Here is a 21,212-nt window from a genome sequence, read left to right as displayed (position 1 = left end):
ATTAACCATGTACCTGTGCCTCCGGCCGCTCAGCGGTCGGAGGCCTGGCTACGCCTTTGCCCTAACTCAATGAGCAAGTACGATTTAAGAACCAAGAAAGGCTACGACTTCTTCGAAGTGTCGAGCGCCCTGCAAAAGTGCATCCGTCGCGGGATGGAAGAGGAGGCCATGTATTGGGCCGTGGAGCTGTTCAACTCTTCCTACCAGGAGTACGTGTGGAAGCGCCTGCGCATCATGGCCAGCGAGGACGTGGGCCTGGCCGTGCCCGGCATCGTGGCCGAGATTCAGGCCCTTTACCAGCACCACAAGCTGCAGGCCACCAAGAAAGAGGACAAGAACCAGCCCGAGCGCCTGTTTCTCACCCACGCCGTGCTGCTGCTCTGCCGCGCGCCCAAGAGCCGCGTGGTCGACCACGCGCTGCTCTACCACTGGATGCGGCACGAGCACGTGCACCTGGAAGTGCCCGACTTCGCGCTCGACAAGCACAACGAGCGCGGCCGGCGGCTGGGCCGGGGGTGGCGCCATTTTTTCTTTACTGGCACGCTGCTGGCCGACTCGGGCAGCGTGCCCGGCGAGCACGAGTACCGGCAACTGGCGATGGATGCCGTGGGCAGCCCGGCGCCGTCGATGTTCCATGGCGAGACGCCGCCTGAGCCGGCTGCCCCGGTTAAAGTGCTGAGCTTGTTCCCCGAAGACGACGCCCCCGTGCCCGATGCCGAAGGGTGACCAGAAGAAGCGGGTGATGCGCAAGCGCACCCTCGACGAGCCGGGGTACTACGCCTTCGCCTCGGTAGTCGGCCAGCAGCGGCACTTCAACGTGCAAACGGCCAAGCTGCTGGCCGCCTACGGCCTGGAGCCCCTGAGCCTGCTCGATGGCCAGGGCCGGCCCCAGCCGCCGGCGCTGCCCAGCGAGCAGATACTGGAGTGGATAATCGAGCAGAGCCATTGCCCCATGACGCAGCTGCGGGCCTTCGTGGAGGTGGGCGGTGATGAGCAGCCCGACCTTACGCCCTGGGGCCGCATTGCCGGTGGCCTGGTGAGCACCACCGAGGCCAGCCTGCGCCGCTGGGGCGACGCGAACCACTTCACGCCGCAGTTGCTGCGCAGCTACTGCGGGCCGGAGGGCATGCCCCTCGACGTGCAGGCCCAGGTGCTCAGCCACGGAGGCCCGGAGCTGAGCCCTGATGACCTCTGGCAATTCATCGTGGCCCATCCCCGTGGCGCGCACACCTACCAACCCCAAACCCTGGGCCACCGGCTGGCCGAGGCCTTCGGGCGTAGCGCCGGCTTTCGGCTCACCATGCGCTACGCCACCGATTTGCTGGGGCTCATGCAGGGCCGGCAACCGGCGCCACCAGGGGAGGAGCCCCCCTTTTAAATATCGAAAGGCCCGGCGGGGGCCGGGCCTTTCTATCAGTTCACACATCGGCATCTCAACTCCGATGAATGAGCAGCGAAGGTAGGGCAATTACCCTGAAAACACATCAGTTCATCCCATTACAACATCTCAAAAACCATGAAGTGCAACCGTAAAATCAAGATTGAGCGCCGCTGGCGCGCTGGCAAGTGGAAGGTCGTGACCCCGATTGCCCAAATACTGCTCAAGGGCAAATGGCTCGAAGCCGCCGGGTTCGAGGCGGGCCACCAAGTCGATGTAGAGGTGAGTAATGGCTGCTTGGTGCTGCGGGCCATTGGCCTGCCCGTGCTGGCCGGCTAAAACCGTCCTACTGCTGCCTTGGGCGGGGTTGCTACTTAGGTGGCAACCCCGCTTTTTATGAAAAAACTCGGCAAACCCGACAAACTCGATAAGTACCGCTCGCACCTGGTCGATGGCCTTGACCTCAAGCCCGACGAGTTGGAAATGCTCGCTAAGTATCGAAAGGCCCACGGCCTGCTCTGCCTGGGCTTCGGCCGCAACCAGGTGCTGGCCACGTTGGAAAAGGAGTTCGAGCTGAGCCAGCCGCAACTCTACGCTATCGTGCGCGACAGCATCAAGCTCTACGGTAGCATTGAGGAGGTGGACAAGAAGGGCCAGCGCGTCATTTCCCACGAGAACTACAAGCTGCTGGGCAACCTGGCGAGAAAAAACGGCGACATCGGCGCGGCCATCCGCGCCCAGGAAAACGCCGACAAGCTGCTGGGCCTCTTCGAGGCCGAAAAGACGGCACTCGACCCGAAGGCCTTCCTCATTCCGGTGCCGATGGACTTCAGCACCGACCCGGCCGTGCTGCGCGAGCAGGAATCGACCGAGGACACCGATTACGAGGACGTGAGCGATGAAGCGGAGTAGTTTCGAGCAGGAGCGCCGGCGCGTCTACGTTAACGAAAAGCAGCGGCAGTTTCTGGCCGCCCGGCAGAAGCGCCGCAGCTTCGTGGGCGGCCGGGGCTCGGGCAAAACCACCGTGGCCGGCCACGAAACGCGGGTGCAGATGAACTACCTGCCCCGGGCCAAGGGCTTTCTGGCGGGCCTGACCTACACCCAGCTGCTGAGCAACACCCTGCCGGCGATGGAAGGGGCCTGGCAGGCCCACGGACTGCGCGAGTACGACCTCAAATCGGGTTTCGGGCACTACGTGAAGGGCAAGCGGCCGCCAGCCGAGTGGATTAAGCCCTACCAGCCCCCCAGCAATTATGAAAACGTCATTTCGTTTTTGAATGGCTACACCATCCAGCTGCTAAGCATGGACCGGGCCGAGCTGGCCCGGGGCGGCAACTACGACTTCGGCCACATCGACGAGTCGGCCCTGATGAAGGAGGAGCACGTCAATAAAATCCTGCGCCCGATGATTCGGGGCAACATCTACCGCTTTAAGGACGAGCACCACCAAACCTTCTGCGATTACACGTCCGTGCCCTGGCTGCCCTCGGGCCAGTGGGTATTTAAAACCGAAGACCTGGCCCAGGAAGACCCCGAAAACCACTTTTTTCTCGAATCCACGGCCTACGATAACGTCCACGTGCTGGGCGAGAAGTACCTGCGCGATTTGCGCAACGGCATGACGCCCCTGGAGTGGGACGTGGAGGTGATGAACAAGCGCCTGACCAAGCTGCCCAACTCGTTCTACCCCAGCTTCTCGGAGGAAAAGCACGGGGTTTGGAAAACGTACACCTACGTGCACGACGACGAAACCGGGCTCACGCTCAGCATCGACTCGGACCGCGACCCCAAACGGCTGCTGGAGCTGAGCTTCGACTTCAACGCGGCCTTTACTTCTCTTATCGTGTGCCAGGAGCACGGCAATGAGTTCCGCGCCCTCGATGCGTTATGGGTCAAGCAGAGCAGCACCACCGTGCTCGATGCGCTGGTGGATAAGTTCTGCGACACCTACGAGAGCCACGAGCGCAAGGAGCTGCTCCTCTACGGGGACCGCAACGGCAACAACAAGCAGGTAGGCTCCAACCTGACGCTCTACCAAACCATCCAGCAGGGCCTGGCGGCCCGGGGGTGGAAATCGACCCTGATGGTGCAGGGCCTCGACCCCGACCACCGCCTCAAGCACATTGCCATCAACCAGTTGCTGGCCGAGAACAACCCGCGCCTGCCCGTCATGCGCTTCAACCGCAACAAGTGCAAGTTCCTCATCATCTCCATCCAGCAGTCGCCCATCAACCCCGACTGGACCAAGAACAAGAACTCCGAGAAGAGCAGCATCGACCAGGAGCGGGCCACTCACCTCTCGGACTGCTTTGATAACATCGTCTACCGCAAGTACGGCCACCTCTTTGGCCAGGCCCAGCGCTTCGAGCCCGTGTACTTCTTGGGGCGGGAGTAACTTGACAAATAGTTAAGGAGTAGATTCCGCTATCAGCATTCTCACTAGCAACAGGATAGCCAGGCCATATCCCAATAGTGGAACTGAAGCCCAAAGCCATTTGCCTTGTCTGGCCCAAATGATAAATGCTACTAACTCGGCGGCGGCAATCAGCAGTAACAGGGGCAACCCATTAGGCAAATTGAGTACGGCGTCTATCAAGAACCAGTGCATGAGCGCAGATAGTATCAAAGCGCCAAGGCCTCTGGTGGCCGGTATCATCCAGCTTTGAATGCGTCTCTGTAACATAGACACAAGGTAATCCCAATTAAGCAGGTGGCAATTGCCACCTGCATCAATCAACAAACGGCCCTGGCATTAGTGTCAGGGCCGTTTTTGTGTCCTGACCCACCCCCATACCCCCGTTCATATATTCCTCAAAATGGCCGTTTTGGCAATTGCCCAGCGCTAAAGGGCGCGCTCTCTCGCGTGGGTCACGCAATAAAAAAACGACCGCCGGCCGGGCGTTGTGCCTGGTTTTCTGGCTTGTAGGTCGAAAACAGGCAATAATTTATTTCCGTCCTACCCGCCGGGAGGTGAAAACGGCAATTTGAGTCCATGCAAGGGATTCATATACGGACGGTGCTGGCCGAAATCGACCAGCACGAAGCCAGCGGCCAGGGGCGGGCCTTCTCAATCGGCTACTACAAAACCAGCGGCACCAAGGGCAGCAAGGCGGCCGTGCGCAAGGGCGGGCTCTCGGGCGTCGGCCCGGCGGCCAGTGCCACCAGCGGCGGCTTTCGCTACAAGGTGAAAGAGAAAGGCACGCTGCAGCTGGTGGACTGCGCCACCAGTAAATCCTTCGCGCTCAAAATCTGCCTGCTCACCCATTTCAACGGGCAGCGCATCCTGCACGGCTAAGCACTTATGAGACGGGACATCAAAGAAGTAGGGGCGGGGCTCTTCATCCTGCCCGGCGCGCAGGCCCTGGTCGAGCTCACCAAGAGCGATAAGGCCCAGGACGTCAATTTCGGGGCCGCGCCGCTCACCAGCGGGGGCCTGAAGATTGCGCCCTGGGGCAAGGATAACCTCCAGCCGCAGCAGATGCTGGAGCTGATTTACAACAACCACCTCAAGCCGCAACTCATCACCACGGCCCGGGATTTTCTGCTGGGCTCGCGGGTAGGGTGCTTTTCGCGGACGGTGAAGGAGGGCAAAATCGTCGTTGAGCCGGTGATTGACACCGAGATGGAGGAGTGGTTCGAGTCCATCGATGGGGACGCGGCCATGCAGAGCCTGGCCTACAACCTCGAAGGCTTTGCCAACTACTTCTCGGTGCTCTCGCTGGCCTCGAAAAACTACGTGGAGGGCATCCAGAGCTTCGACGCCACGGTGGTGCGCGCCCTGGTGACGACCAAGGCCCGGCCCGACCGCTACGCCCTGCACCACGACTGGCGCAATTTCCGCGCCGACGAGGCCCAGGTGCTGCCGGCCTACGACCCGCTCAGCCCGAGCAAGTACGGCGAGTGCCTGCTGCACGGCCGCGACTGGACGCCGGGGCAGAAATACTACGACATGCCGCCCTACTGGGGCACGCGCAAGTGGACGGAGGTGAGCAACAAAATCCCGCGCTTCCACAGCGCGGGCCTCGACAACGGCTACAACCTCAAGTACCACATCAAAATCCCGCAGGGCTATTTCGACCAGTTTGGCGACGCCGAGAAGCAGAAAGCGGCCGAGCGCGAGCTGATGGGCAGCATGAACGAGATGCTGGCCGGCGTGGAAAACGCGGACAAGGCCTTCGTGTCCAAGTTCGCCGTGGACGCGATGGGCAAGGCCCTGCCGGGCTGGGAAATCGTGCCCATCGAGAACAAGATGAGCGATAAAGCCTACGATTCGGTGAATACGCAGGCTAACATCGCCCACACCTCCGGCCACGGCATTGACCCGAGCCTGGCCGGCATCGACACCGGCGGCAAGTTCGGCGGCTCGGGCTCCGAGAAGCGCATCAGCTACCAGCTGCACATCGCCCTGCGCACGCCCACCAAGCGCAAGATTCTGCTCCAGACGCTCAAAGCGGCCCACAAAATCATGGGCTTCAACCCGGCCCACCAGTTCGGCTTCGAGGACGTGGACCTGACCACGCTGGCCGAGAACCCCACGGGGCAGCAAAAGGTGGCCAACAAGGCCATGTAGGCCCCAAAACTTAACTTATAAGGTAAGATTATGCTATTCAATACGGTAGCGGAATTGAAGGCCCACCTGGGCACCGTGCACAAGAACATGAACCTGGAGACGGTGCTCAGCTTCGTGGGCCAGGCCGAGGCCCTGTACCTGGTACCGGTGCTGGGCGAGGGGCTGGTCGAGCAGCTGGGCAGCCTGCCGGCCGAGAGCCCGCCGGCCCAGCTGGTGGCGCTGCGCAGCAAGTTCCGCGACGCGCTGGCCTACTACGTGGTGCTCGAGGCGGCCCCGTTCCTGAGCGTTTCGTTTGGCGAGCTGGGCATGCTGGAGGTGGCCACCGACAAGGCGGCCCCCTCGCGCCAGTGGGTGTACAACAACTTCATCGAAGCCGCCGCGGCCGCCGGCGACAAGCTGCTCGACGTGGCCCTGGCCTGGCTCGATGCCCACGCCCAGGACTACGCCGACGAGCTGGACTCCAGCGAGTATCGCAGCCGCAAGCAGCTGCTGGTCGCCTCAGCCGCGCAGCTGGGCCAGTACGTGGCCACCGGCGGGAGCCGGCGCTTCTTTCTGGCCCTGCTGCCCACGCTGCGGCAGGTGGAGGAGTTTGAGCTGAGCGACGTGCTGGGGGAGGAGTTGCTGGAGCAGCTGCGCGAGGGGCTGGCCGGCGGCGAAACGCCCAGCGCCGACACGCTCAGGCTGCTGGGTCTGGTGCGGCCCTTCGTGGCCCACCAGGCCTTTGCCAACGGCATCCTGAGTTTGAACGTGGCCCTGACCGGCACGAGCCTGCGCCTGCTCTCGGATAACGAGTCGATTCGTCAGCGCCAGGCCGCGCCGGCCGAGGTGGTGTCGGCCCTGAGCCAGCAGGCCCAGGCCGCCGCCACCAAGTACCAGGCCCGCCTGCAGGAATACCTCGACGCGCGCAGTCCGGCCGCCGCGCCCCAGCTGGTGCAGGTGCGCGACAACGGCGGCTCACCCACTTTCTGGGTCTGAGCATGGCACCGCGCTTTTTAACCCTGGAATTTCTGGCCGTGGTGGCCGCCGGCGTCAGCGGCTTTGTCGACGTGCACATCTGGAGCCCGGCGTACTCCTACTACTCGCTGCTGGTGCTGGTCGTGCTCGACGTGGTGACCAACAACCTCGTGGAAGGCAAGCGGCTAGTGCCGCGCAACCTGGCCCTGCGCCTGCTGGCCTACACCGTGCTGCTGGCCTTCGCCCACGGCTTCGCGGAGCACGAAAAGGGGCTGTTTTTCCTCTCGCAGCTGGCCATGGCCCCCTTTGTCATCGTGCACATGCGCCGGCTGATTATCAGCTTCGGCAAGCTCGATTTGGTGGAGCCGGCCGTGGCCGACTTGCTGCAAAAGCGCATCACCCGCGCCGCCGATGCCGCCGCTGAAGCCGCGCCGGTACCGGCGCCCGCGCCTGCGGCCCCAACCGAAGAAACCGCCTTACCCGTTGCCCCATGATTCGCTTTCGCCTCGATGGCCGCCCCCATTGCCTGCCCGAAACCTGGGCCGAGCTGACCGGGCCGCAGCTGCTCTCGGCCGCGCCCTACCTGGCGGCCGACACCGTGGCCAACCGCCTGGCCGTGGTGCGCGCCTGGTGCCCGAAGGTGCGCGAGCGCGACGTGCGCCGGCTCACGCCCGACCAGCTCTGGGACTTGTGCGCCCAGGTGGGCTGGGCCTGGAAGCTGGAGCAGGCCGGCCTTACGGAGTTTGCCCACCGCGGCCGCACTTACCTGGTCGTAGAGCCCAACCTGACCGATGCCGTGCTGGTGGAGTACGCGATGGCCAGCGTGTACTTCCACCTCTTTGCCCGGCCCAAAGCCCCCCAGGCCACGGCTCTCGACCAGCTGGTGGCCACGCTCTGCCGGCCAGCCGCCGCCGGCGTTGACGAGAACGACCCGGCCTGGGACGGCCAGCGCCGCGAGCGCTACAACGGCAAGCTGGCCGAGGCCCGGGCAAAGGAACTGGCCGACCTGCCGCTTTCGCTGAAAATGGTGGTGCTGCACCGCTTCCTGGCGGCCGAGCGCTTCATCCAGCGCAACTACCAGGACTTGTACGAGAAGCCCGCCCCGCAGCCCGAAGGCCCCCCGGCGGCCGCTGGGCCCGCGCCGAAAGGCGACGGCACGCAGGTGCTGGAAATCCTGGCCGAGCTAGCCGAAACCGGCACCTACGGCACCTACGAGCAGGTTTGCCACACCCGCCTGCACACCGTCTTTTTCAACCTGGCCAAAAAGGCCCGCCGCCGGCGCGAAGCCGAAAAGCAATCCTAGTATGATGAAAACCGCAGCACGGGGCATTGCCCTCATCAAGGCCAAGGAATTATTCCGGGCCAAAGCCTATATCTGCCCCGCCGGCAAGTTCACCATCGGCTACGGCCATGTGATTCTGCATGGCGAGGAGCACTTGACCCATACCGTCCTCACTGAGCCGGAGGCCGCAGCATTGCTCGCCAAAGACTTGGTGTGGTACGAGAAGGCAGTCAACGCGGCCGTGAAGGTACCGCTTACCCAAAACCAGTTCGATGCCTGCGTCACCATGTGCTTTAATATCGGCACCACAGGCTTCAGTACGTCGAATCTGGTGAAGCAAATCAACGCCAAGGCCTCAGAAGCCGTGATTCGCCCTTACTGGCTGGTATGGAACAAAATGGACGGTACCCACAACCATAAGGACGATGATGGCGACGGCCTAGTGGATGAGCCTGGCGAGAAGCAGGTAGCTGCCGGCCTTGCGGCCCGCCGGCTGGAGGAAGTAAATCTGTTTTTTACCAAGTAAACCTACGCCGATGAGAACGACCCGCTTACTTGCTGCTCTCACGCTGAGCCTGGCCTGCTGCACCGCCGGCCGTTCGGTGCAGGAGCCCCCACCGCCGGCCACGGCGCGGAGCACGCCGGTGGCCCTCGACTCGCTGGCCGGCCTGCCGCCCTACCTGGTACCAGCTCCGGCCGGCAGCACCCCGCGCCAGAAGCGCCAGTGGCAGAAGGCCCAGGCCGCCAACCTGGCCCGCGCCGGCGTGCTGCCCACCAAGCTCAAAAACAGTAGCCTGGCCCAGGGCCCGGGTGCGGTGGCCACCACCGTCACCCGGTCCCGTGCACCGGTGGCCACGGGTGCCGGCAGCGCGACGGATAACCGCAAGGCCGGCCAGCGGGGCGGGGCCCCCGCGATTGGCGACGGTGCCCACGCGGAGCTAACCACCGAGAGTGGCCTGAGCTACTGGTGGCTGCTGGTGCCGGTGGCGGGCCTGCTTTGGTGGAAGCGCAGGTGGCTGGTTGGACTGTTGGGTTGACAAGTTTTAGCGTTGCAACCAAGTTTACGAAACTCATCTACATCGAGGGTTTCGTAAACTTTAATTTGTAGACGAGTTTCTTAAACTCCGAATTGGCTCAAATGGCCTGTTAGCAGTCTTTTGCCGAGTTGCTGGTGTAGTTTAGGAAACGGAGCGTATTTTTCGTTTGTGAATGTATGGTTGCTCTTTTGTTTCTGGCTCTTACCGCTGTGGGGCGAGGCTCCCCCTCCGTGGCCGCGTAACCGTGCCACAGGCCAGATAGAAGTGAGCGGCGTGTTACCGTGGCCGGCGTCCGACACGCTGTCGCAGTTGCACCGGGTACGGCACTGGTACCAAAACAAGCTGACCGAAGATTCTCCGACCGTCCTCGACAGCTTGCGCCGCGCAAACCCCTACGTCCTGACGTACGGCGGGGTCCCAGCCAAGCTGCATTTCTCGTTCCCGCAACCGCATGGGGCGGCTCACCTCCAGGCAGACGTGCAACTCACCCACACCCCGCAGGGGCTACGCTACCGTTTCACCAACTTTCGGTACATCGTGGCGTCCGATATCAGCGGGGCAAACTTTGACCTGGAGTCCGCCCTCACCAATTCTCACCTGGATTCGCATTCGTTGGCGCAGTTCCGCGAGCGCGTTATGGCTGCGACTACTTGGTGAGCGGACAACCCGAGTCTTCGCATCGTTGGGACTAAGTACATCAAAACGGTAATTCAAATAAACGAGCCATTCGAATAAATATGAAAAGCCCCGCCCACCCGGCGGGGCTTTTTTCGTCCTATGCCCCGCCGGCGCGTGCCCACATCTTGAGGGCATGAGTGAGTATTCCGCCGATTTTCAGCGCATCCTCGACGAGGAGCTGGGCAACTACGCCACCCGGGCCCTGGCCGCGCTGGCGGATGCCATCCAGAAAAAGGGCCTCGTGTTCACCGAAGAGCTGCTCCAGTCGCTGCGGTCGGAAGTCGTGGCCGCTTCCGCTCGCCACGTGGCCAGCATGGGCGTGGCCTTCGAGCAGTACGGCCGCATCCGGGATATGAAGGGCATCAACCGCACCAAGGCCCCGCCGCTGGAGGAGATGGAAGCCTACGTGGAAAAGGTAGGCCTGGACAAGTTCAATTACGTGCCGGGCTACCGCTACGGCCAGTTTCCGCTCACCAAGGCCGTGGCCCTCAACCGCATTGCCTGGGGCATCGCCCGGGCCAAGCTCCGCGACAACAGCCAGGTCAGGCCCAAGGCCTGGTTTGCCAAAACTTTTTACTCCAGCCTCAACGGCCTCATCGACGCCGTGACCACCCGCTACGCCGCCCAAACCGGTACGCACATCGCCGCCAGCATCCGCCTCTAATGGGACAAGTAAGACAGGACAACGTCCAGATTAAGCTCGAAATCGACGGCTCGCAGTCGCGCACCGAACTCGACAACCTCACCCGCAAGGCCCTGCTGCTGCAGGACGGCATGAAGGGCCTGAAAAAGGGCACCGAGGAGTACGTGAACGCCAACAAGGAGCTGAGTACGGTGAACGCCCGCATGGCCGAGCTGCGCCAGCAAATCGGCCTCACCTCGCTCACCATCCCGCAGTTGGGCAACTTGTCGCGGCAACTCAACCGCGAGTTGGGCCAGCTCACGCCCAACACGCAGTCGTTTATTGACAAAGCCCAGGAGCTGGCCCAGGTGGACGCGCGCCTGGCCCAGGTGCGCCGCGAAGCCAAGGGCGTGAAGGACGAGTTCGACAACGCCGGCGGCGGCTTCACCGATTTTCTAAAAAAGGCGGTGGCCTTCAGCGGCATTCAGCTGGGCGTGCAGGCCGTGCTCAGCGGGCTCCGGCAGCTGGGCTCGGAAAGCATCGACGAGTTTGCCCAGGCCCAGGGCGCGGCCGCCCAGCTGGAGGCCTCGCTCAGCAGCACCGGCCACGCCGCCGGCCTGACCAAGCAGGAATTGCTCGAGTTGAGCACCGCGCTGGAGGGCAAAACCATCCTCGACGGCGACGCCATCACGCAGGCCCAGTCGGTGCTGCTCACCTTCACCAAGATTAAGAAGGGCGTGTACGAGGAGGCCCTGCCAGCGATTGTGGACATGGCCACCAAGCTCGGCGGCGACGGCCCGGCCGACCTGAAGGGGGCCACCATTCAGGTGGGCAAGGCCCTGAACGACCCGATTAAAGGCATCACGGCCCTGAGCAAAGCCGGCGTGTCGTTTTCGGAAGACCAGAAGGCGATGATTAAGTCGCTGGTGGAAACCGGCGACGTGGCCGGCGCGCAGGCCATCATCCTGCAGGAGCTGAAAACGGAGTTTGCCGGCTCGGCCGAGGCGGCCGCCAAAGCCGGTACCGGGCCGCTGAAGCAGTTCGAAATTCAGGTGGGCAACGTGAAGGAGGGGCTGGGCGAATTGATTGTGGACGGATTGCAGGCGCTGCGGCCGGTGCTCACGGCGGGCGTGGCCCTGTTTGCGTTCTTCATCGAATTGCTGAATGGCACGCCGGCGTTCATCAACGAAAACAAGGCCGCGCTGCTCGGCCTGGGCGTGGCCATCCTGACGCTGAACGCGGAGCAGGTCATTCTCAACAGCCTGGTGCTGGCCCAAACCGTCATCGAGAAAGGGCGGGCGGCCGCCACCATTGCCAGCGCCACCGCCCAGCGCCTGCTCAACGCGGCCATGACGGCCAACCCCATCGGCATCGTCATCGCGGCCGTGGCGCTGCTGGTGGGCGGGTTTATCACGCTCTACGATAAGAGCGAGAAGGTGCGCGAAACCATCGCGGGCCTGAGCGCCACTGCGCAGGCGGTGTTTGCCAGCATCAAAAACATCGTCGTTAATCAGTTGGGCTCCGTGGCCACGTTGCTGGCCGGCATTTTCACCTTCAACCCCGTGCTGATAAAAAAGGGGCTGGATGAGTTGGGGCCGGTGCTCCGTAAAGCCGGCACCGATGCGGCCAATGCTTACCACACCGGCTATGCTGAGCAGGAGAAAAAGGAGCAGGCCGCGCAGGCGGCACGGGCCAGCCAGCAACGGGCCGAACGGGCTAAAAAGGTTCAGGAGGCCGCGAAGAAGTCAGCCGAGGAAGAAATAAAAGCACGTTTGGAATCGCTGAAAAACCGCGAGGCCAACATCAAGGCGGCTCTGGCCCTGGTGGCCGCCGGCTCGGCCGAGGAGCTGCGGCTGAAAAAGCTGGAGGTGGCCACCAGGCGCGACATCGAGCTGCTCGATGAGAAGAAAACCGCCGGCGACAAGAAAGTGATTCGGGCCGAAGCGCTGCGCGACCTGCGCCAGCTGCAGGACGAGTACGATAAGAAAACCCGGGACGCGGCCGAGAAACGGGCCAAAGAGCAGGCCGAGGTCGAAAAACGCCTGGCCGACCTCAACGCCGCGCTGCTCACCGACGAAACCGAGAGAAAGATTCAGCAGCTCAACGCCGCGGCGGAAAAAGAGAAGGCCACGGCCAAGGGCACGGCCGAGCAGATGGCCGAGCAGCGCCGGCTCATCGAGCAGAAGCTGGCCGGGGACGTGGCCGAGGTGCGGCGCCAGGCGGCCCAGAAACGGGCCGAGGAGGAACTCGACCTTGAGAAGCGCCGCAACGCTCTTATCAAAAACGAGTGGGAGCGCCGGGCGGCGGAGCTGCGCACGGCGGCCGCCGGCGAACTGCTGAAGGTGCTCGACACCGACCGCACCGCGGCCGAGAAGCGCCGGCTCATCGAGGAGAAGCTCCAGCTGGACTTGAAAGCCCTGGGGGAGCAGCGGGCGCGGAACGAGCAGGAAATCGCCGCGCGCATCCTGGCCATCGACGAGGACATTGCCCTGCAACGGATTCAGCGCCGCAAGCAGCAGGGCGACTTGTTCAACGCCGACCGCGACAAGGCGGCCGGGGAGGAGCGCGACCTAAAAAAGCAGCAGCTGCAGGAGCAGTACCAGCTCGACATCCAGAACGCCAACCTGACCAACGAGCAGCGGCTGGCCCTCAAGCGCAAGCTCGATGCCGACATGCGCAAAATCGACGAGGACTACTTGGACTGGTCGAAAATGAACGACGACCAGAAGCGGGATTATGCTTTTGGCGTTGCCAGCGCGGGGATTCAGGCCATCGCGGACTTTCAGAAAATTGCCAGCGACAAGGAATTGACGCAGGTGGAAAAGAATAAAACCTCACGGCTCAAAACCCTCGACCGCGAATACAAAGCGGGCATCATCAGCAAGGAGGAGTACGAGTTGCAGAAAACCAGCATTGAAACCAAGTCGGACGAGGCCACCCGGCGCATCAAGAACGAGGCCGCGCAGAAAGAAAAGGAAGCCAACATTGCCGACTCCATCGTGCAAGGCATCCTGGCCGTGCTCAAAGCCGGCGGCCCGCTTACCCCAACGGGCGCGATAACCGCCATTTTTGCGGCCCTGGCGACCGCTAAAATCATTGCCACGCCCACGCCGGAGTATGCCAAGGGCGGCATCGTCGGCCGGGCCTGGGGCGCGGTGAAGCGCTTCGCCACCGGCGGCCGCATCAACCCCGTGGCCGGCGTGCCGAGCGTAGGCCAGCTGCACAGCGGCGGCGGCATCCGGATGGTGGACGGCGCCACCGGCCAGCACCTGGGCGAGTGGGAGCGGGGCGAGCCCTACATGATTCTGAGCCGCGACACCTACGCCAACAACCGCGAGCTGGTGGACGCGCTGCTCGATACGAGCCTGCACCGGGGCGGGGCCCCGGTGCGCCGGCGTGATGGCGGCGGCTTCTATGCCGAGGGGGGCACGCCCGGCGGCCCGCTGCCGGGCGCGGGGGGCTCAACTGGTGCCGGCGGCAGTCAGGACGTGGTGCAGGCCATTGGCCGAGTGGAGCAGGCCGTGCGGGAGCTGCCTTCGCGGCAGCGAGTAGCCTGGGAGGGCGAGGACACAGCCAACGTGGAGGAAGCCCTCCAGGAGCGGCAGCAGGTGCGCGCCGGATTCGCCATCAAATAAATCTGCCACAGAAACTGCCACAGAGAATAAAGAAAAAGGCCCTCACGCTACCGTGAGGGCCTTTCTTGTAGTCCGTAGGGGAATCGAACCCCTGTTGGTAGAATGAAAATCTACTGTCCTAACCCCTAGACGAACGGACCGTTGTTCGTTTTGATGATGCAAAGGTACGGCGTTCGGCCTTTCGTGCAAGTATCGGGCCTGAAAAAAATGGCTTGCGAAGGGAAATGGCCTGTTTTTCAGGCGGAAAAATTTGCGGGCTGTTAAAACCAGGCCGCCTGCCCGAGGGCCGAAACTCCATTCAGGCCTTTCCGGTTACCATAGCCCGTAGGGGAATCAAATCCCAGTTGGCCCGCGTCGCGCAATGCGGCTGCAACCCGCGCCATTCTACTATCTTCGCCCCACTTTTAAACCAGTCGCCGGTATGGCGGCTGTCACTTACCACCTTTCTGTTTCACCATGGCTAAAATTAAAGTCGCCATCAACGGCTTCGGCCGCATCGGCCGCCTCACTTTCAAATCGCTGCTGGGCCGCGACAACGTGGAAATCGTCGCCATCAACGACCTGACCGACAACAAAACCCTGGCCCACCTGCTGAAGTACGACTCCGTGCATGGCCGCTTCGACGGCACCGTGAGCTACGACGAGGAAAGCCTGACCGTGAACGGCGTGAAAATTGCCGCCCTCGCCGAGCGCGACCCCAAGCTGCTCCCCTGGGGCAAAATGGGCGTTGATGTGGTGCTCGAATCGACCGGCCGCTTCGTAGACGAGGCCGGCGCCGGCCAGCACCTCACCGCTGGTGCTAAGAAAGTCGTGATTTCGGCCCCCGCCACCGGCAACATCCCGACCGTGGTACTGGGCGTGAACGAGGACATCCTCACCGGCTCCGAAACCATCCTGAGCAACGCCAGCTGCACCACCAACTGCTTGGCGCCCATGGCCAAAGTGCTTGACGATGCCTTCGGCATCGAGAAAGGCTACATCACCACGGTACACGCCTACACCTCGGACCAGAACCTGCAGGATGCCCCTCACAAGGACCTGCGCCGCGCCCGCGCCGCCGCCTACAGCATTATCCCCACCAGCACCGGCGCCGCCAAAGCTGTGGGCCTGGTGCTGCCCAAGCTGAAAGGCAAGCTCGACGGCCTGGCCATGCGCGTACCCGTGCCGGACGGCTCGATGACCGACCTGACCGTAATTCTTAAGAAGGAAGTGACCAAGGAGGAAATCAACGCCGCCCTGAAAGCGGCCGCTGAGGGCCCCCTGAAAGGCATCATCGAGTACGTGACCGACCCGATTGTGAGCATCGACATCGTGGGCAACCCCCACAGCTGCATCTTCGACTCGGAGCTGACCTCGGCCAATGGCACGCTGGCCAAGGTAATTGGCTGGTACGACAACGAAACCGGTTATTCGACCCGCACGGCTGATTTGATTCAGAAGCTGGGTGAGCAGATGAACGGTTAATTGCCGGCCTCGTAAATAGGACGCCGCTTGCTTCGCCATTTGTGGCGGGGCGGGCGGCGTTTTTCGTACTTGGCTCCGCGGTTTGCCCCGTCTTTTTTCATTGATTCGCTTGGCCTTCGCCGAGCGTGCGCCATGCCCAAAACCTGTTTTATTCTTAACCCCAAAGCCGGCCCCAGCCGCCGCCACGACATGCCGGGCCTCATTGCTCAGCACTTTGGGGCGCGGGAAGCGAGCTACGAAATCCGGCAGACCGAATACGCCGGACACGCCGTAGAGCTAGCCAAACTGGCCGCCGCTGAGGGGTTTGCGGTGGTGGCAGCGGTAGGCGGCGATGGCACTGTGAACGAGGTGGGCCGGGGCCTGCTGGGCACGGCGGCCGCCCTGGGCATCGTCCCACAGGGCTCGGGCAACGGCCTGGCCCGCCACCTGAAGGTGCCGCTGGGCCTGCCAGCGGCCCTGCGCCGGTTGGCGACGCCCGATTTTAGCCGCATGGACGTGGGTGTGATGAACGGTCACCCGTTTTTCTGCACGGCTGGCTTGGGGTTCGATGCCCACGTGAGCCAGCATTTTGCTCAGGCCGGCTCGCGCGGCCTGAGCACCTACCTGCGCGTGACGCTGCGCGAGTACCGGCGCTACCAGTCGGTAGCCGTGGAAGTAGACCTAGCTGGCCAGCAGCTGGCCACCAACTGCTACGTGCTGGCCTTCGCCAACGCCTCCCAGTACGGCAACAACGCCTACATCGCGCCCCTGGCCGACCTGCGCGACGGCCTGCTCGATGTCTGCCTGATTGACGCGCTGCCCGCCATGCGCGCCTTTCGCGTGAGCCTAGCCATGGCTCTGGGCAACCTGCCCCAAACCAAGGCGGCCGAGTATTTTCGGGTGCCGCAAGCGCGGGTGCGGGCGGCAGCGCCCATCGGCTTCCACGTAGACGGCGACTACTTGGGGCATGCTACCGAGTTTGCCGTGGAGCTCATGCCGCTGGCGCTGGCCGTAGCGGTTTGATTTGCTGATATTAGGAAATGTCATTCTGAGCGTAGCGAAGGACCTTATCACGACTGACATGCAATATTCATTCTATCGTGATAAGGTCCTTCGCTACGCTCAGAATGACAAAAAATGATTGATTTAAGTAAGAATTAACTGGATATGAAAAAGCCCAGCCGCACCGGAGTAGTCTACTCCACTAACCCCGATTTCACTTACCAATCTGATGAAGAGGCCGCCGCAACCACGCTGCCGCCCCAGCAACAGCAGCTGCGGGTGCAGCTGGATAAAAAGCAACGCGGCGGCAAACAGGTGACGCTCGTGACCGGCTTCGTGGGCACCGATACGGACTTGCAGGCCCTCGGCAAGCTGCTCAAAACCAAGTGCGGCGTGGGCGGCAGTGCCAAGGACGGCGAAGTGGTGGTGCAGGGCGACTTCCGCGACAAGGTGCTGGAAGTGCTGCTCAAGGAAGGCTACAAGGCCAAAAAAGCCGGCGGCTAAATTCTGATAGCCGTACTGCTTATTTACTTCTTAACCGCGTTTGTCCATGTTCCTCCTTCAATTTCCTGCCCTGCCCGAAGCGGCCCGCGACGTTACTTCCGTGCACGGGCAGGCCGAAAGCGGCGTCATCAGCGCGGTGCTGTGGCTGAAGCTGGGCGTCGAAACGGTGGGCGCCACTATCATTGCGCTGGGCATTCTCAGCGCGGGTTGGCTGCTGGTGAAAGCGTTGGCCAAGCGTGAAACGGCCGATTTTACGGCCATTCGGCTGGCCCTGGCGCGGTACCTGGCCCTGGCGCTGGAGTTTCAACTCGGGGCCGATATTCTCTCCACCGCCATTGCCCCCAGCTGGGAACAGATTGGCAAGCTGGGCGCCATTGCCGTGATTCGGACGGCGCTGAACTACTTCCTCTCGCGCGAAATGCGTGAGGAGCGGCACGAGGCCACGCCCGAAAGCCACGTCGTGGAGCGGGCAGATTAGGCTGTAGCGGGGACTCTGTAAGTCCGCGCGTTGCTGGCAGTTTTGATAACAGCGCCCAAGCGCGGACTCGCAGAGTCCACGCTACGCTTTCAACCGCACGCGGGCTCGCTCGGCGTCTTCGGGCGTGTCGATGCCGAAGGCTTCCAGCTCGGTTTCGGCGCACTGGATGCGGAAACCGGCTTCGAGCCAACGCAGCTGTTCCAGGCTCTCGGCCGCTTCGAGGGGCGACACGGGCAGGCGCGTGAGCTGCTCTAATACCGTGGGCTTGTAGGCGTAGAGGCCCAGGTGGCGCAGGTAGCGGTGGTGCGCCAGCCACTGCTCGGGCTCGCGGCCGCGCTGGTAGGGGAGGGGGTGGCGGCTGAAATACATCGCATGCCCCAACTGATTGAGCACCACTTTGGGCAGGTGCGGGCTGAATAATTCTTCGTCGGTCAGCACGGGTTTTACCAGCGTGGCGATGTCGGGCGCGCTGGTGGCATCGGTAAATAAGTCGGCCAGGGCGTTGATTTGGCCGGGGTGGATGAAGGGCTCGTCGCCCTGGATGTTGACGATGCAATGCACGTCGGCGGGGCTGCCGAGCTGCTGGAAGGCTTCCCAAAGGCGGTCGGTGCCGCTGGGGTGGTCGGGGCGGGTGAGCACGGCCTCGCCGCCGAAGTCCTGCACGTGCTGCTGGATGCGCAGGTCGTCGGTGGCCACCACCACGCGGGCCAGGTTGGCCTGCCGGGCCTGCTCCACCACGCGCTGAATCATGCTGCGCCCGCCGAGGTCGACGAGGGGCTTGCCGGGCAGGCGGGTGGAGGCAAAACGGGCGGGAATCAGGCCAAGAACCATGCGGAGCGCAATAAGAAAATCCGGAGAAAGCACCAAAATTAGGAGGCAAAGAATGGCTTTCGGGCGAAATGCTTCGGTGAAGCGGCCAATTACCCGCCGGTTTTTGCGTTATTTTGCCTTAGCTGCCCGCCCTACTGGTATTTCGGGAGCGGTGTGGAGCTGATTTTGCAAGGTTGATTTTATGACTGTAATCCTTTCGCTGTTCACGGTACTGGCCCTTGGCGGCCCGGGCAAGGGCACTGCCGCCAAAGGCACGCCCACCGATTCTATTGGCGTGGAGATGCGCGGCGGCCAGCGCTTCGTGAAGCACCGCGTGGGCGCCGGGGAAACCCTCACCGCCCTCACGCGCCGCTACCACGTCACGCTGGCGCAACTCACGGAAGCCAACCCGCAGATTAAAAACGGCCTCGGCATTGGCCAAATCGTGTACGTGCCCCGCCCGGCCGCCGGCAAAGCCGCGCCCGTCGCTGCCAAGGCAACGGCCGCGACTGGGGTTCTGCCCGCCCGCCACACGGTGGCCAAAGGCGAAACCCTGTTCGGCATCGCCCGCAAGTACCAACTCACGCCCGACGAGTTGATTCGCCTGAACAAGCTGCCCGCCGGCGGCACAGTGCGCGTGGGGCAGCAACTGGTACTCTCGGGCAGCAGCGCGGCCGAGCCAACCGCCGCGCCGGTGCGCCCGGCCGAGGTAGAAGCCGTGCCCGCCACCACGGTGGCCAAAACGCCCCCGCCGGCCCCCGACAAGCCCGCCCAGATTGCCACCGTAACGCCCGCGCCGCCCGCTGAAAAAGAGAAAGAGGATAAAAAGGAAGAGCGGGAAGAAAAGGCCGACCGCACCCCCACCCGCGCCGGCGAGTTGCTCTCGCGCGTGGTGGAAAGCGGCCTGGGCGCGCCCATCGAAAACAATGTGACCGACAAGTACCTCGCCCTGCACAAAACGGCCCCGGTGGGCACTATTATGCAGGTGAAAAACAGCGGCAACGGCCTCTCGGTGTACGTGCGCGTCATCGGCAAGCTGCCCGATACGGGGGAAAACAACAACATTCTGGTGCGCCTCTCGCCCCGCGCCGTGCAGAAGCTGGGCACCGCCGACGCCCGCTTCCGCGTCGAGACAAACTACATTCCGCAATAGGGCGGGGTAGTTTTTCGGATAAAATAAGTAGAACGTCATGCTGAGCGCAGCCGAAGCATCTCTACCGCTGTAGTAATCCTTTCGATTGGGTTAGTGTTGCGGTAGAGATGCTTCGGCTGCGCTCAGCATGACGTTCTTTTTGTGCCTTACAATCCGCTAAATTTCTGCTTTCCCTTTGAACATTGCCCAGCTCCGCCGCCAGCTCGATGCCCAGTACGAGCGCTACAACCGGCCCGAATTCATCAAAAACGACCCCATTCAAATCCCGCACCGCTTCACCCTGAAGCAGGATATTGAAATTTCGGCGCTGTTTGCGGCGCTGCTGGCCTGGGGGCAGCGGCCCACCATCATCAACAAGTGCAACGAACTGCTGCGCCGCATGGACGACGCGCCCTACCAGTTCGTGACCCAGCACCAGGACGAGGACCTCAAGCGGCTGTTGGGTTTCTGCCACCGCACCTTTTGCGACACCGATTTGCTGTACTTCGTGCATTTCCTGCGCGATTGGTACCGGCAGCACGACTCGCTGGAAACCGCGTTTCTGGTGGGCCACTCGCAGCGGGAGCGGCTCATCAACTTCCACCAGCGCTTTTTCAGCCTGCCCGATGCGCCCCAGCGCACGCGCAAGCACGTGGCCACGCCGGCCCGCAAGTCGGCCTGCAAGCGCGTTAACATGTATCTGCGCTGGCTGGTGCGCCGCGACGACAAAGGCGTGGATTTCGGCCTCTGGACGCGCCTTTCGCCCGCCGACCTCATCATGCCCATCGACGTGCACGTGGAGCGCCAGGCCCGCCCGCTGGGCCTGCTCACCCGCAAGCTCGTGGACTGGGAAGCCGCCGAGGAACTGACGGCGAACCTGCGCCTTTTGGACCCGAGCGACCCGGTGAAATACGACTTCGCGCTGTTTGGAGCGGGGGTGGATAAGTAATTTTTACCTATTAAACCTGCCCATAGGCAATGAAACAGGAGTTCGAATTAACCCAAACCAATACCCTACTGCTGCTACTGGTATTCTTCGGCGGGCTGGCGTTAGTGGGCCTGGTGGCCTTTGAAGGCGGCAACCTGTTGGGGGTTGAGGCGAATGGAACGCTCGAAAAAGCCTGGTACATCGGCATTGTGGGGGCGGGGCTGGTGGGGCTATACCGGGCCTGCAAAGCCGCCGGCGCCATTCCCACGCGCGTCACCGTCGGCCCCGACCGGTTGGTGGTGCTCAAGACCCGTGCCAGCGAGGAAGTACAGGTGCCCTACGCCCAGGTAGCCGCCTACCGGGCCCAGAGTTTCAACGGCAGCGAAGAGCTGCGCCTGACGCTCAAGGACGGCAGCCGCTACAAGGTGTCCGTGAATTCTCAATTTTACGGCGAACAGCCTTTCGGCGCGATGGTGGCGGCTTTCGAAGCGGCGCTGGGTGCCTACCCGCAGCCGGCCGGCCCGGCGCACGCGGTGGTGCGCGAGCCGACGTTTTTTGAAAAGCCGATTTCGACCGTCGTGCTGGTGGCTTTCACGGCGTTGCTGGTGTGGGCCGCTTGGATGATACTGACGAACGACCGGCGGGTGCACTCCGCAAGACTGATTGGCGCGCTCGGCGGCTACGTTACCTACGTGGCCGCCTGGCTGGCGGCGCGGGAACGGCGCAAGGGAAAGTAAGTGGACCTGAGCGCAGCAAGCG

At 62.9% G+C, this 21,212-nt stretch carries 22 protein-coding genes and 1 tRNA gene; 21 read left to right on the top strand and 2 right to left on the bottom strand.

The window, feature by feature from the left end; all coding sequences use genetic code 11:
• Positions 1-69: 69 nt before the first annotated feature.
• The 14 genes from Q4S41_RS08175 to Q4S41_RS08110 all read left to right on the top strand — a co-directional run bounded on the left by Q4S41_RS08175 (position 70) and on the right by Q4S41_RS08110 (position 14,156).
• On the top strand, positions 70-726 hold the full coding sequence (locus Q4S41_RS08175) for an AAA family ATPase (RefSeq protein WP_305030616.1): 657 nt from the start codon (positions 70-72) through the stop codon (positions 724-726).
• Positions 713-1,378 (top strand): hypothetical protein, encoded by a 666-nt coding sequence (locus Q4S41_RS08170; RefSeq protein WP_305030615.1) that lies wholly within the window; start codon positions 713-715, stop codon positions 1,376-1,378. The genes Q4S41_RS08175 and Q4S41_RS08170 overlap by 14 nt, the downstream gene beginning before the upstream one ends.
• A 138-nt stretch (positions 1,379-1,516) precedes the next feature.
• Positions 1,517-1,717, top strand: coding sequence for a SymE family type I addiction module toxin (locus tag Q4S41_RS08165; protein ID WP_305030614.1), 201 nt, complete (start codon positions 1,517-1,519; stop codon positions 1,715-1,717).
• 57 nt (positions 1,718-1,774) lie between these two features.
• Positions 1,775-2,290: a hypothetical protein gene (locus Q4S41_RS08160; protein WP_305030613.1), complete on the top strand. Its 516-nt coding sequence runs from the start codon at positions 1,775-1,777 to the stop codon at positions 2,288-2,290.
• Positions 2,277-3,773, top strand: a complete 1,497-nt coding sequence (locus tag Q4S41_RS08155; protein ID WP_305030612.1) for a terminase large subunit domain-containing protein — start codon at positions 2,277-2,279, stop codon at positions 3,771-3,773. Before Q4S41_RS08160 ends, Q4S41_RS08155 begins: the two co-directional genes overlap by 14 nt.
• A 597-nt stretch (positions 3,774-4,370) precedes the next feature.
• Positions 4,371-4,673, top strand: coding sequence for a hypothetical protein (locus Q4S41_RS08150; RefSeq protein WP_305030611.1), 303 nt, complete (start codon positions 4,371-4,373; stop codon positions 4,671-4,673).
• Between the two features lie 6 nt (positions 4,674-4,679).
• A complete protein-coding gene (locus Q4S41_RS08145) occupies positions 4,680-5,948 on the top strand; it encodes a hypothetical protein (RefSeq protein WP_305030610.1) in 1,269 nt (422 codons plus the stop codon).
• A gap of 30 nt (positions 5,949-5,978) precedes the next feature.
• Complete coding sequence (locus Q4S41_RS08140; protein ID WP_305030609.1) at positions 5,979-6,923, top strand: DUF6712 family protein; 945 nt, start codon at positions 5,979-5,981, stop codon at positions 6,921-6,923.
• Between the two features lie 2 nt (positions 6,924-6,925).
• A complete protein-coding gene (locus Q4S41_RS08135; protein ID WP_305030608.1) occupies positions 6,926-7,396 on the top strand; it encodes a hypothetical protein in 471 nt (156 codons plus the stop codon).
• Complete coding sequence (locus Q4S41_RS08130; protein WP_305030607.1) at positions 7,393-8,205, top strand: hypothetical protein; 813 nt, start codon at positions 7,393-7,395, stop codon at positions 8,203-8,205. The genes Q4S41_RS08135 and Q4S41_RS08130 overlap by 4 nt, the downstream gene beginning before the upstream one ends.
• Position 8,206: 1 nt before the next feature.
• Positions 8,207-8,710, top strand: coding sequence for a lysozyme (locus Q4S41_RS08125; RefSeq protein WP_305030606.1), 504 nt, complete (start codon positions 8,207-8,209; stop codon positions 8,708-8,710).
• 10 nt (positions 8,711-8,720) lie between these two features.
• Positions 8,721-9,221, top strand: coding sequence for a hypothetical protein (locus tag Q4S41_RS08120; protein ID WP_305030605.1), 501 nt, complete (start codon positions 8,721-8,723; stop codon positions 9,219-9,221).
• Between the two features lie 811 nt (positions 9,222-10,032).
• A complete protein-coding gene (locus Q4S41_RS08115; RefSeq protein ID WP_305030604.1) occupies positions 10,033-10,563 on the top strand; it encodes a hypothetical protein in 531 nt (176 codons plus the stop codon).
• Positions 10,563-14,156, top strand: a complete 3,594-nt coding sequence (locus Q4S41_RS08110) for a hypothetical protein (RefSeq protein ID WP_305030603.1) — start codon at positions 10,563-10,565, stop codon at positions 14,154-14,156. Before Q4S41_RS08115 ends, Q4S41_RS08110 begins: the two co-directional genes overlap by 1 nt.
• A 68-nt stretch (positions 14,157-14,224) precedes the next feature.
• Here the strand turns inward: Q4S41_RS08110 and Q4S41_RS08105 are convergent.
• Positions 14,225-14,296: transfer RNA gene (locus tag Q4S41_RS08105), tRNA-Glu, on the bottom strand.
• 316 nt (positions 14,297-14,612) lie between these two features.
• On the opposite strand from Q4S41_RS08105, the gene gap reads away from it, so the two are divergent.
• The 4 genes from gap to Q4S41_RS08085 all read left to right on the top strand — a co-directional run bounded on the left by gap (position 14,613) and on the right by Q4S41_RS08085 (position 17,583).
• The gene (gene gap / locus Q4S41_RS08100; RefSeq protein WP_305030602.1) at positions 14,613-15,620 is read left to right on the top strand and encodes a type I glyceraldehyde-3-phosphate dehydrogenase; all 1,008 of its coding nucleotides are present in this window, start codon (positions 14,613-14,615) and stop codon (positions 15,618-15,620) included.
• A 132-nt stretch (positions 15,621-15,752) separates the two neighbouring features.
• Positions 15,753-16,622: a diacylglycerol/lipid kinase family protein gene (locus Q4S41_RS08095; protein WP_305030601.1), complete on the top strand. Its 870-nt coding sequence runs from the start codon at positions 15,753-15,755 to the stop codon at positions 16,620-16,622.
• A 144-nt stretch (positions 16,623-16,766) separates the two neighbouring features.
• A complete protein-coding gene (locus Q4S41_RS08090) occupies positions 16,767-17,105 on the top strand; it encodes a translation initiation factor (protein ID WP_305030600.1) in 339 nt (112 codons plus the stop codon).
• Between the two features lie 46 nt (positions 17,106-17,151).
• Positions 17,152-17,583 carry a DUF1622 domain-containing protein gene (locus tag Q4S41_RS08085; RefSeq protein WP_305030599.1) on the top strand — a complete coding sequence of 144 codons (432 nt, stop codon included), beginning with the start codon at positions 17,152-17,154 and terminating at the stop codon, positions 17,581-17,583.
• 81 nt (positions 17,584-17,664) lie between these two features.
• Here Q4S41_RS08085 and kdsB read toward each other — a convergent pair whose 3' ends face one another.
• Entirely contained in the window at positions 17,665-18,414 is a 750-nt protein-coding gene (kdsB, locus tag Q4S41_RS08080) for a 3-deoxy-manno-octulosonate cytidylyltransferase (protein WP_305030598.1), read from the bottom strand.
• A 181-nt stretch (positions 18,415-18,595) separates the two neighbouring features.
• Here kdsB and Q4S41_RS08075 point away from each other — a divergent pair, with 181 nt between their 5' ends.
• From Q4S41_RS08075 to Q4S41_RS08065, 3 genes are all read left to right on the top strand, one after another.
• On the top strand, positions 18,596-19,546 hold the full coding sequence (locus Q4S41_RS08075; RefSeq protein ID WP_305030597.1) for a LysM peptidoglycan-binding domain-containing protein: 951 nt from the start codon (positions 18,596-18,598) through the stop codon (positions 19,544-19,546).
• A 175-nt stretch (positions 19,547-19,721) separates the two neighbouring features.
• Positions 19,722-20,474 (top strand): TIGR02757 family protein, encoded by a 753-nt coding sequence (locus tag Q4S41_RS08070; protein ID WP_305030596.1) that lies wholly within the window; start codon positions 19,722-19,724, stop codon positions 20,472-20,474.
• 29 nt (positions 20,475-20,503) lie between these two features.
• Complete coding sequence (locus Q4S41_RS08065; protein WP_305030595.1) at positions 20,504-21,190, top strand: hypothetical protein; 687 nt, start codon at positions 20,504-20,506, stop codon at positions 21,188-21,190.
• Positions 21,191-21,212 lie beyond the last annotated feature (22 nt).

This window comes from Hymenobacter convexus (assembly GCF_030580955.1).
Classification (GTDB): domain Bacteria; phylum Bacteroidota; class Bacteroidia; order Cytophagales; family Hymenobacteraceae; genus Hymenobacter.
Note: the sequence above shows the minus strand (reverse complement) of the source record. Positions and strands in the feature narration are given on the sequence as shown.

Coding starts and splice junctions, on each gene's coding strand:
- Q4S41_RS08085 (WP_305030599.1), top strand. CDS start 17,152: ATGTTCCTCCTTCAATTTCCTGCCCTGCCCGAAGCGGCCCGCGACGTT.
- Q4S41_RS08095 (WP_305030601.1), top strand. CDS start 15,753: ATGCCCAAAACCTGTTTTATTCTTAACCCCAAAGCCGGCCCCAGCCGC.
- Q4S41_RS08125 (WP_305030606.1), top strand. CDS start 8,207: ATGATGAAAACCGCAGCACGGGGCATTGCCCTCATCAAGGCCAAGGAA.
- Q4S41_RS08075 (WP_305030597.1), top strand. CDS start 18,596: ATGACTGTAATCCTTTCGCTGTTCACGGTACTGGCCCTTGGCGGCCCG.
- Q4S41_RS08120 (WP_305030605.1), top strand. CDS start 8,721: ATGAGAACGACCCGCTTACTTGCTGCTCTCACGCTGAGCCTGGCCTGC.
- Q4S41_RS08115 (WP_305030604.1), top strand. CDS start 10,033: ATGAGTGAGTATTCCGCCGATTTTCAGCGCATCCTCGACGAGGAGCTG.
- gap (WP_305030602.1), top strand. CDS start 14,613: ATGGCTAAAATTAAAGTCGCCATCAACGGCTTCGGCCGCATCGGCCGC.
- kdsB (WP_305030598.1), bottom strand. CDS start 18,414: ATGGTTCTTGGCCTGATTCCCGCCCGTTTTGCCTCCACCCGCCTGCCC.
- Q4S41_RS08155 (WP_305030612.1), top strand. CDS start 2,277: ATGAAGCGGAGTAGTTTCGAGCAGGAGCGCCGGCGCGTCTACGTTAAC.
- Q4S41_RS08140 (WP_305030609.1), top strand. CDS start 5,979: ATGCTATTCAATACGGTAGCGGAATTGAAGGCCCACCTGGGCACCGTG.
- Q4S41_RS08160 (WP_305030613.1), top strand. CDS start 1,775: ATGAAAAAACTCGGCAAACCCGACAAACTCGATAAGTACCGCTCGCAC.
- Q4S41_RS08135 (WP_305030608.1), top strand. CDS start 6,926: ATGGCACCGCGCTTTTTAACCCTGGAATTTCTGGCCGTGGTGGCCGCC.
- Q4S41_RS08145 (WP_305030610.1), top strand. CDS start 4,680: ATGAGACGGGACATCAAAGAAGTAGGGGCGGGGCTCTTCATCCTGCCC.
- Q4S41_RS08065 (WP_305030595.1), top strand. CDS start 20,504: ATGAAACAGGAGTTCGAATTAACCCAAACCAATACCCTACTGCTGCTA.
- Q4S41_RS08165 (WP_305030614.1), top strand. CDS start 1,517: ATGAAGTGCAACCGTAAAATCAAGATTGAGCGCCGCTGGCGCGCTGGC.
- Q4S41_RS08130 (WP_305030607.1), top strand. CDS start 7,393: ATGATTCGCTTTCGCCTCGATGGCCGCCCCCATTGCCTGCCCGAAACC.
- Q4S41_RS08090 (WP_305030600.1), top strand. CDS start 16,767: ATGAAAAAGCCCAGCCGCACCGGAGTAGTCTACTCCACTAACCCCGAT.
- Q4S41_RS08170 (WP_305030615.1), top strand. CDS start 713: ATGCCGAAGGGTGACCAGAAGAAGCGGGTGATGCGCAAGCGCACCCTC.
- Q4S41_RS08175 (WP_305030616.1), top strand. CDS start 70: ATGAGCAAGTACGATTTAAGAACCAAGAAAGGCTACGACTTCTTCGAA.
- Q4S41_RS08110 (WP_305030603.1), top strand. CDS start 10,563: ATGGGACAAGTAAGACAGGACAACGTCCAGATTAAGCTCGAAATCGAC.
- Q4S41_RS08150 (WP_305030611.1), top strand. CDS start 4,371: ATGCAAGGGATTCATATACGGACGGTGCTGGCCGAAATCGACCAGCAC.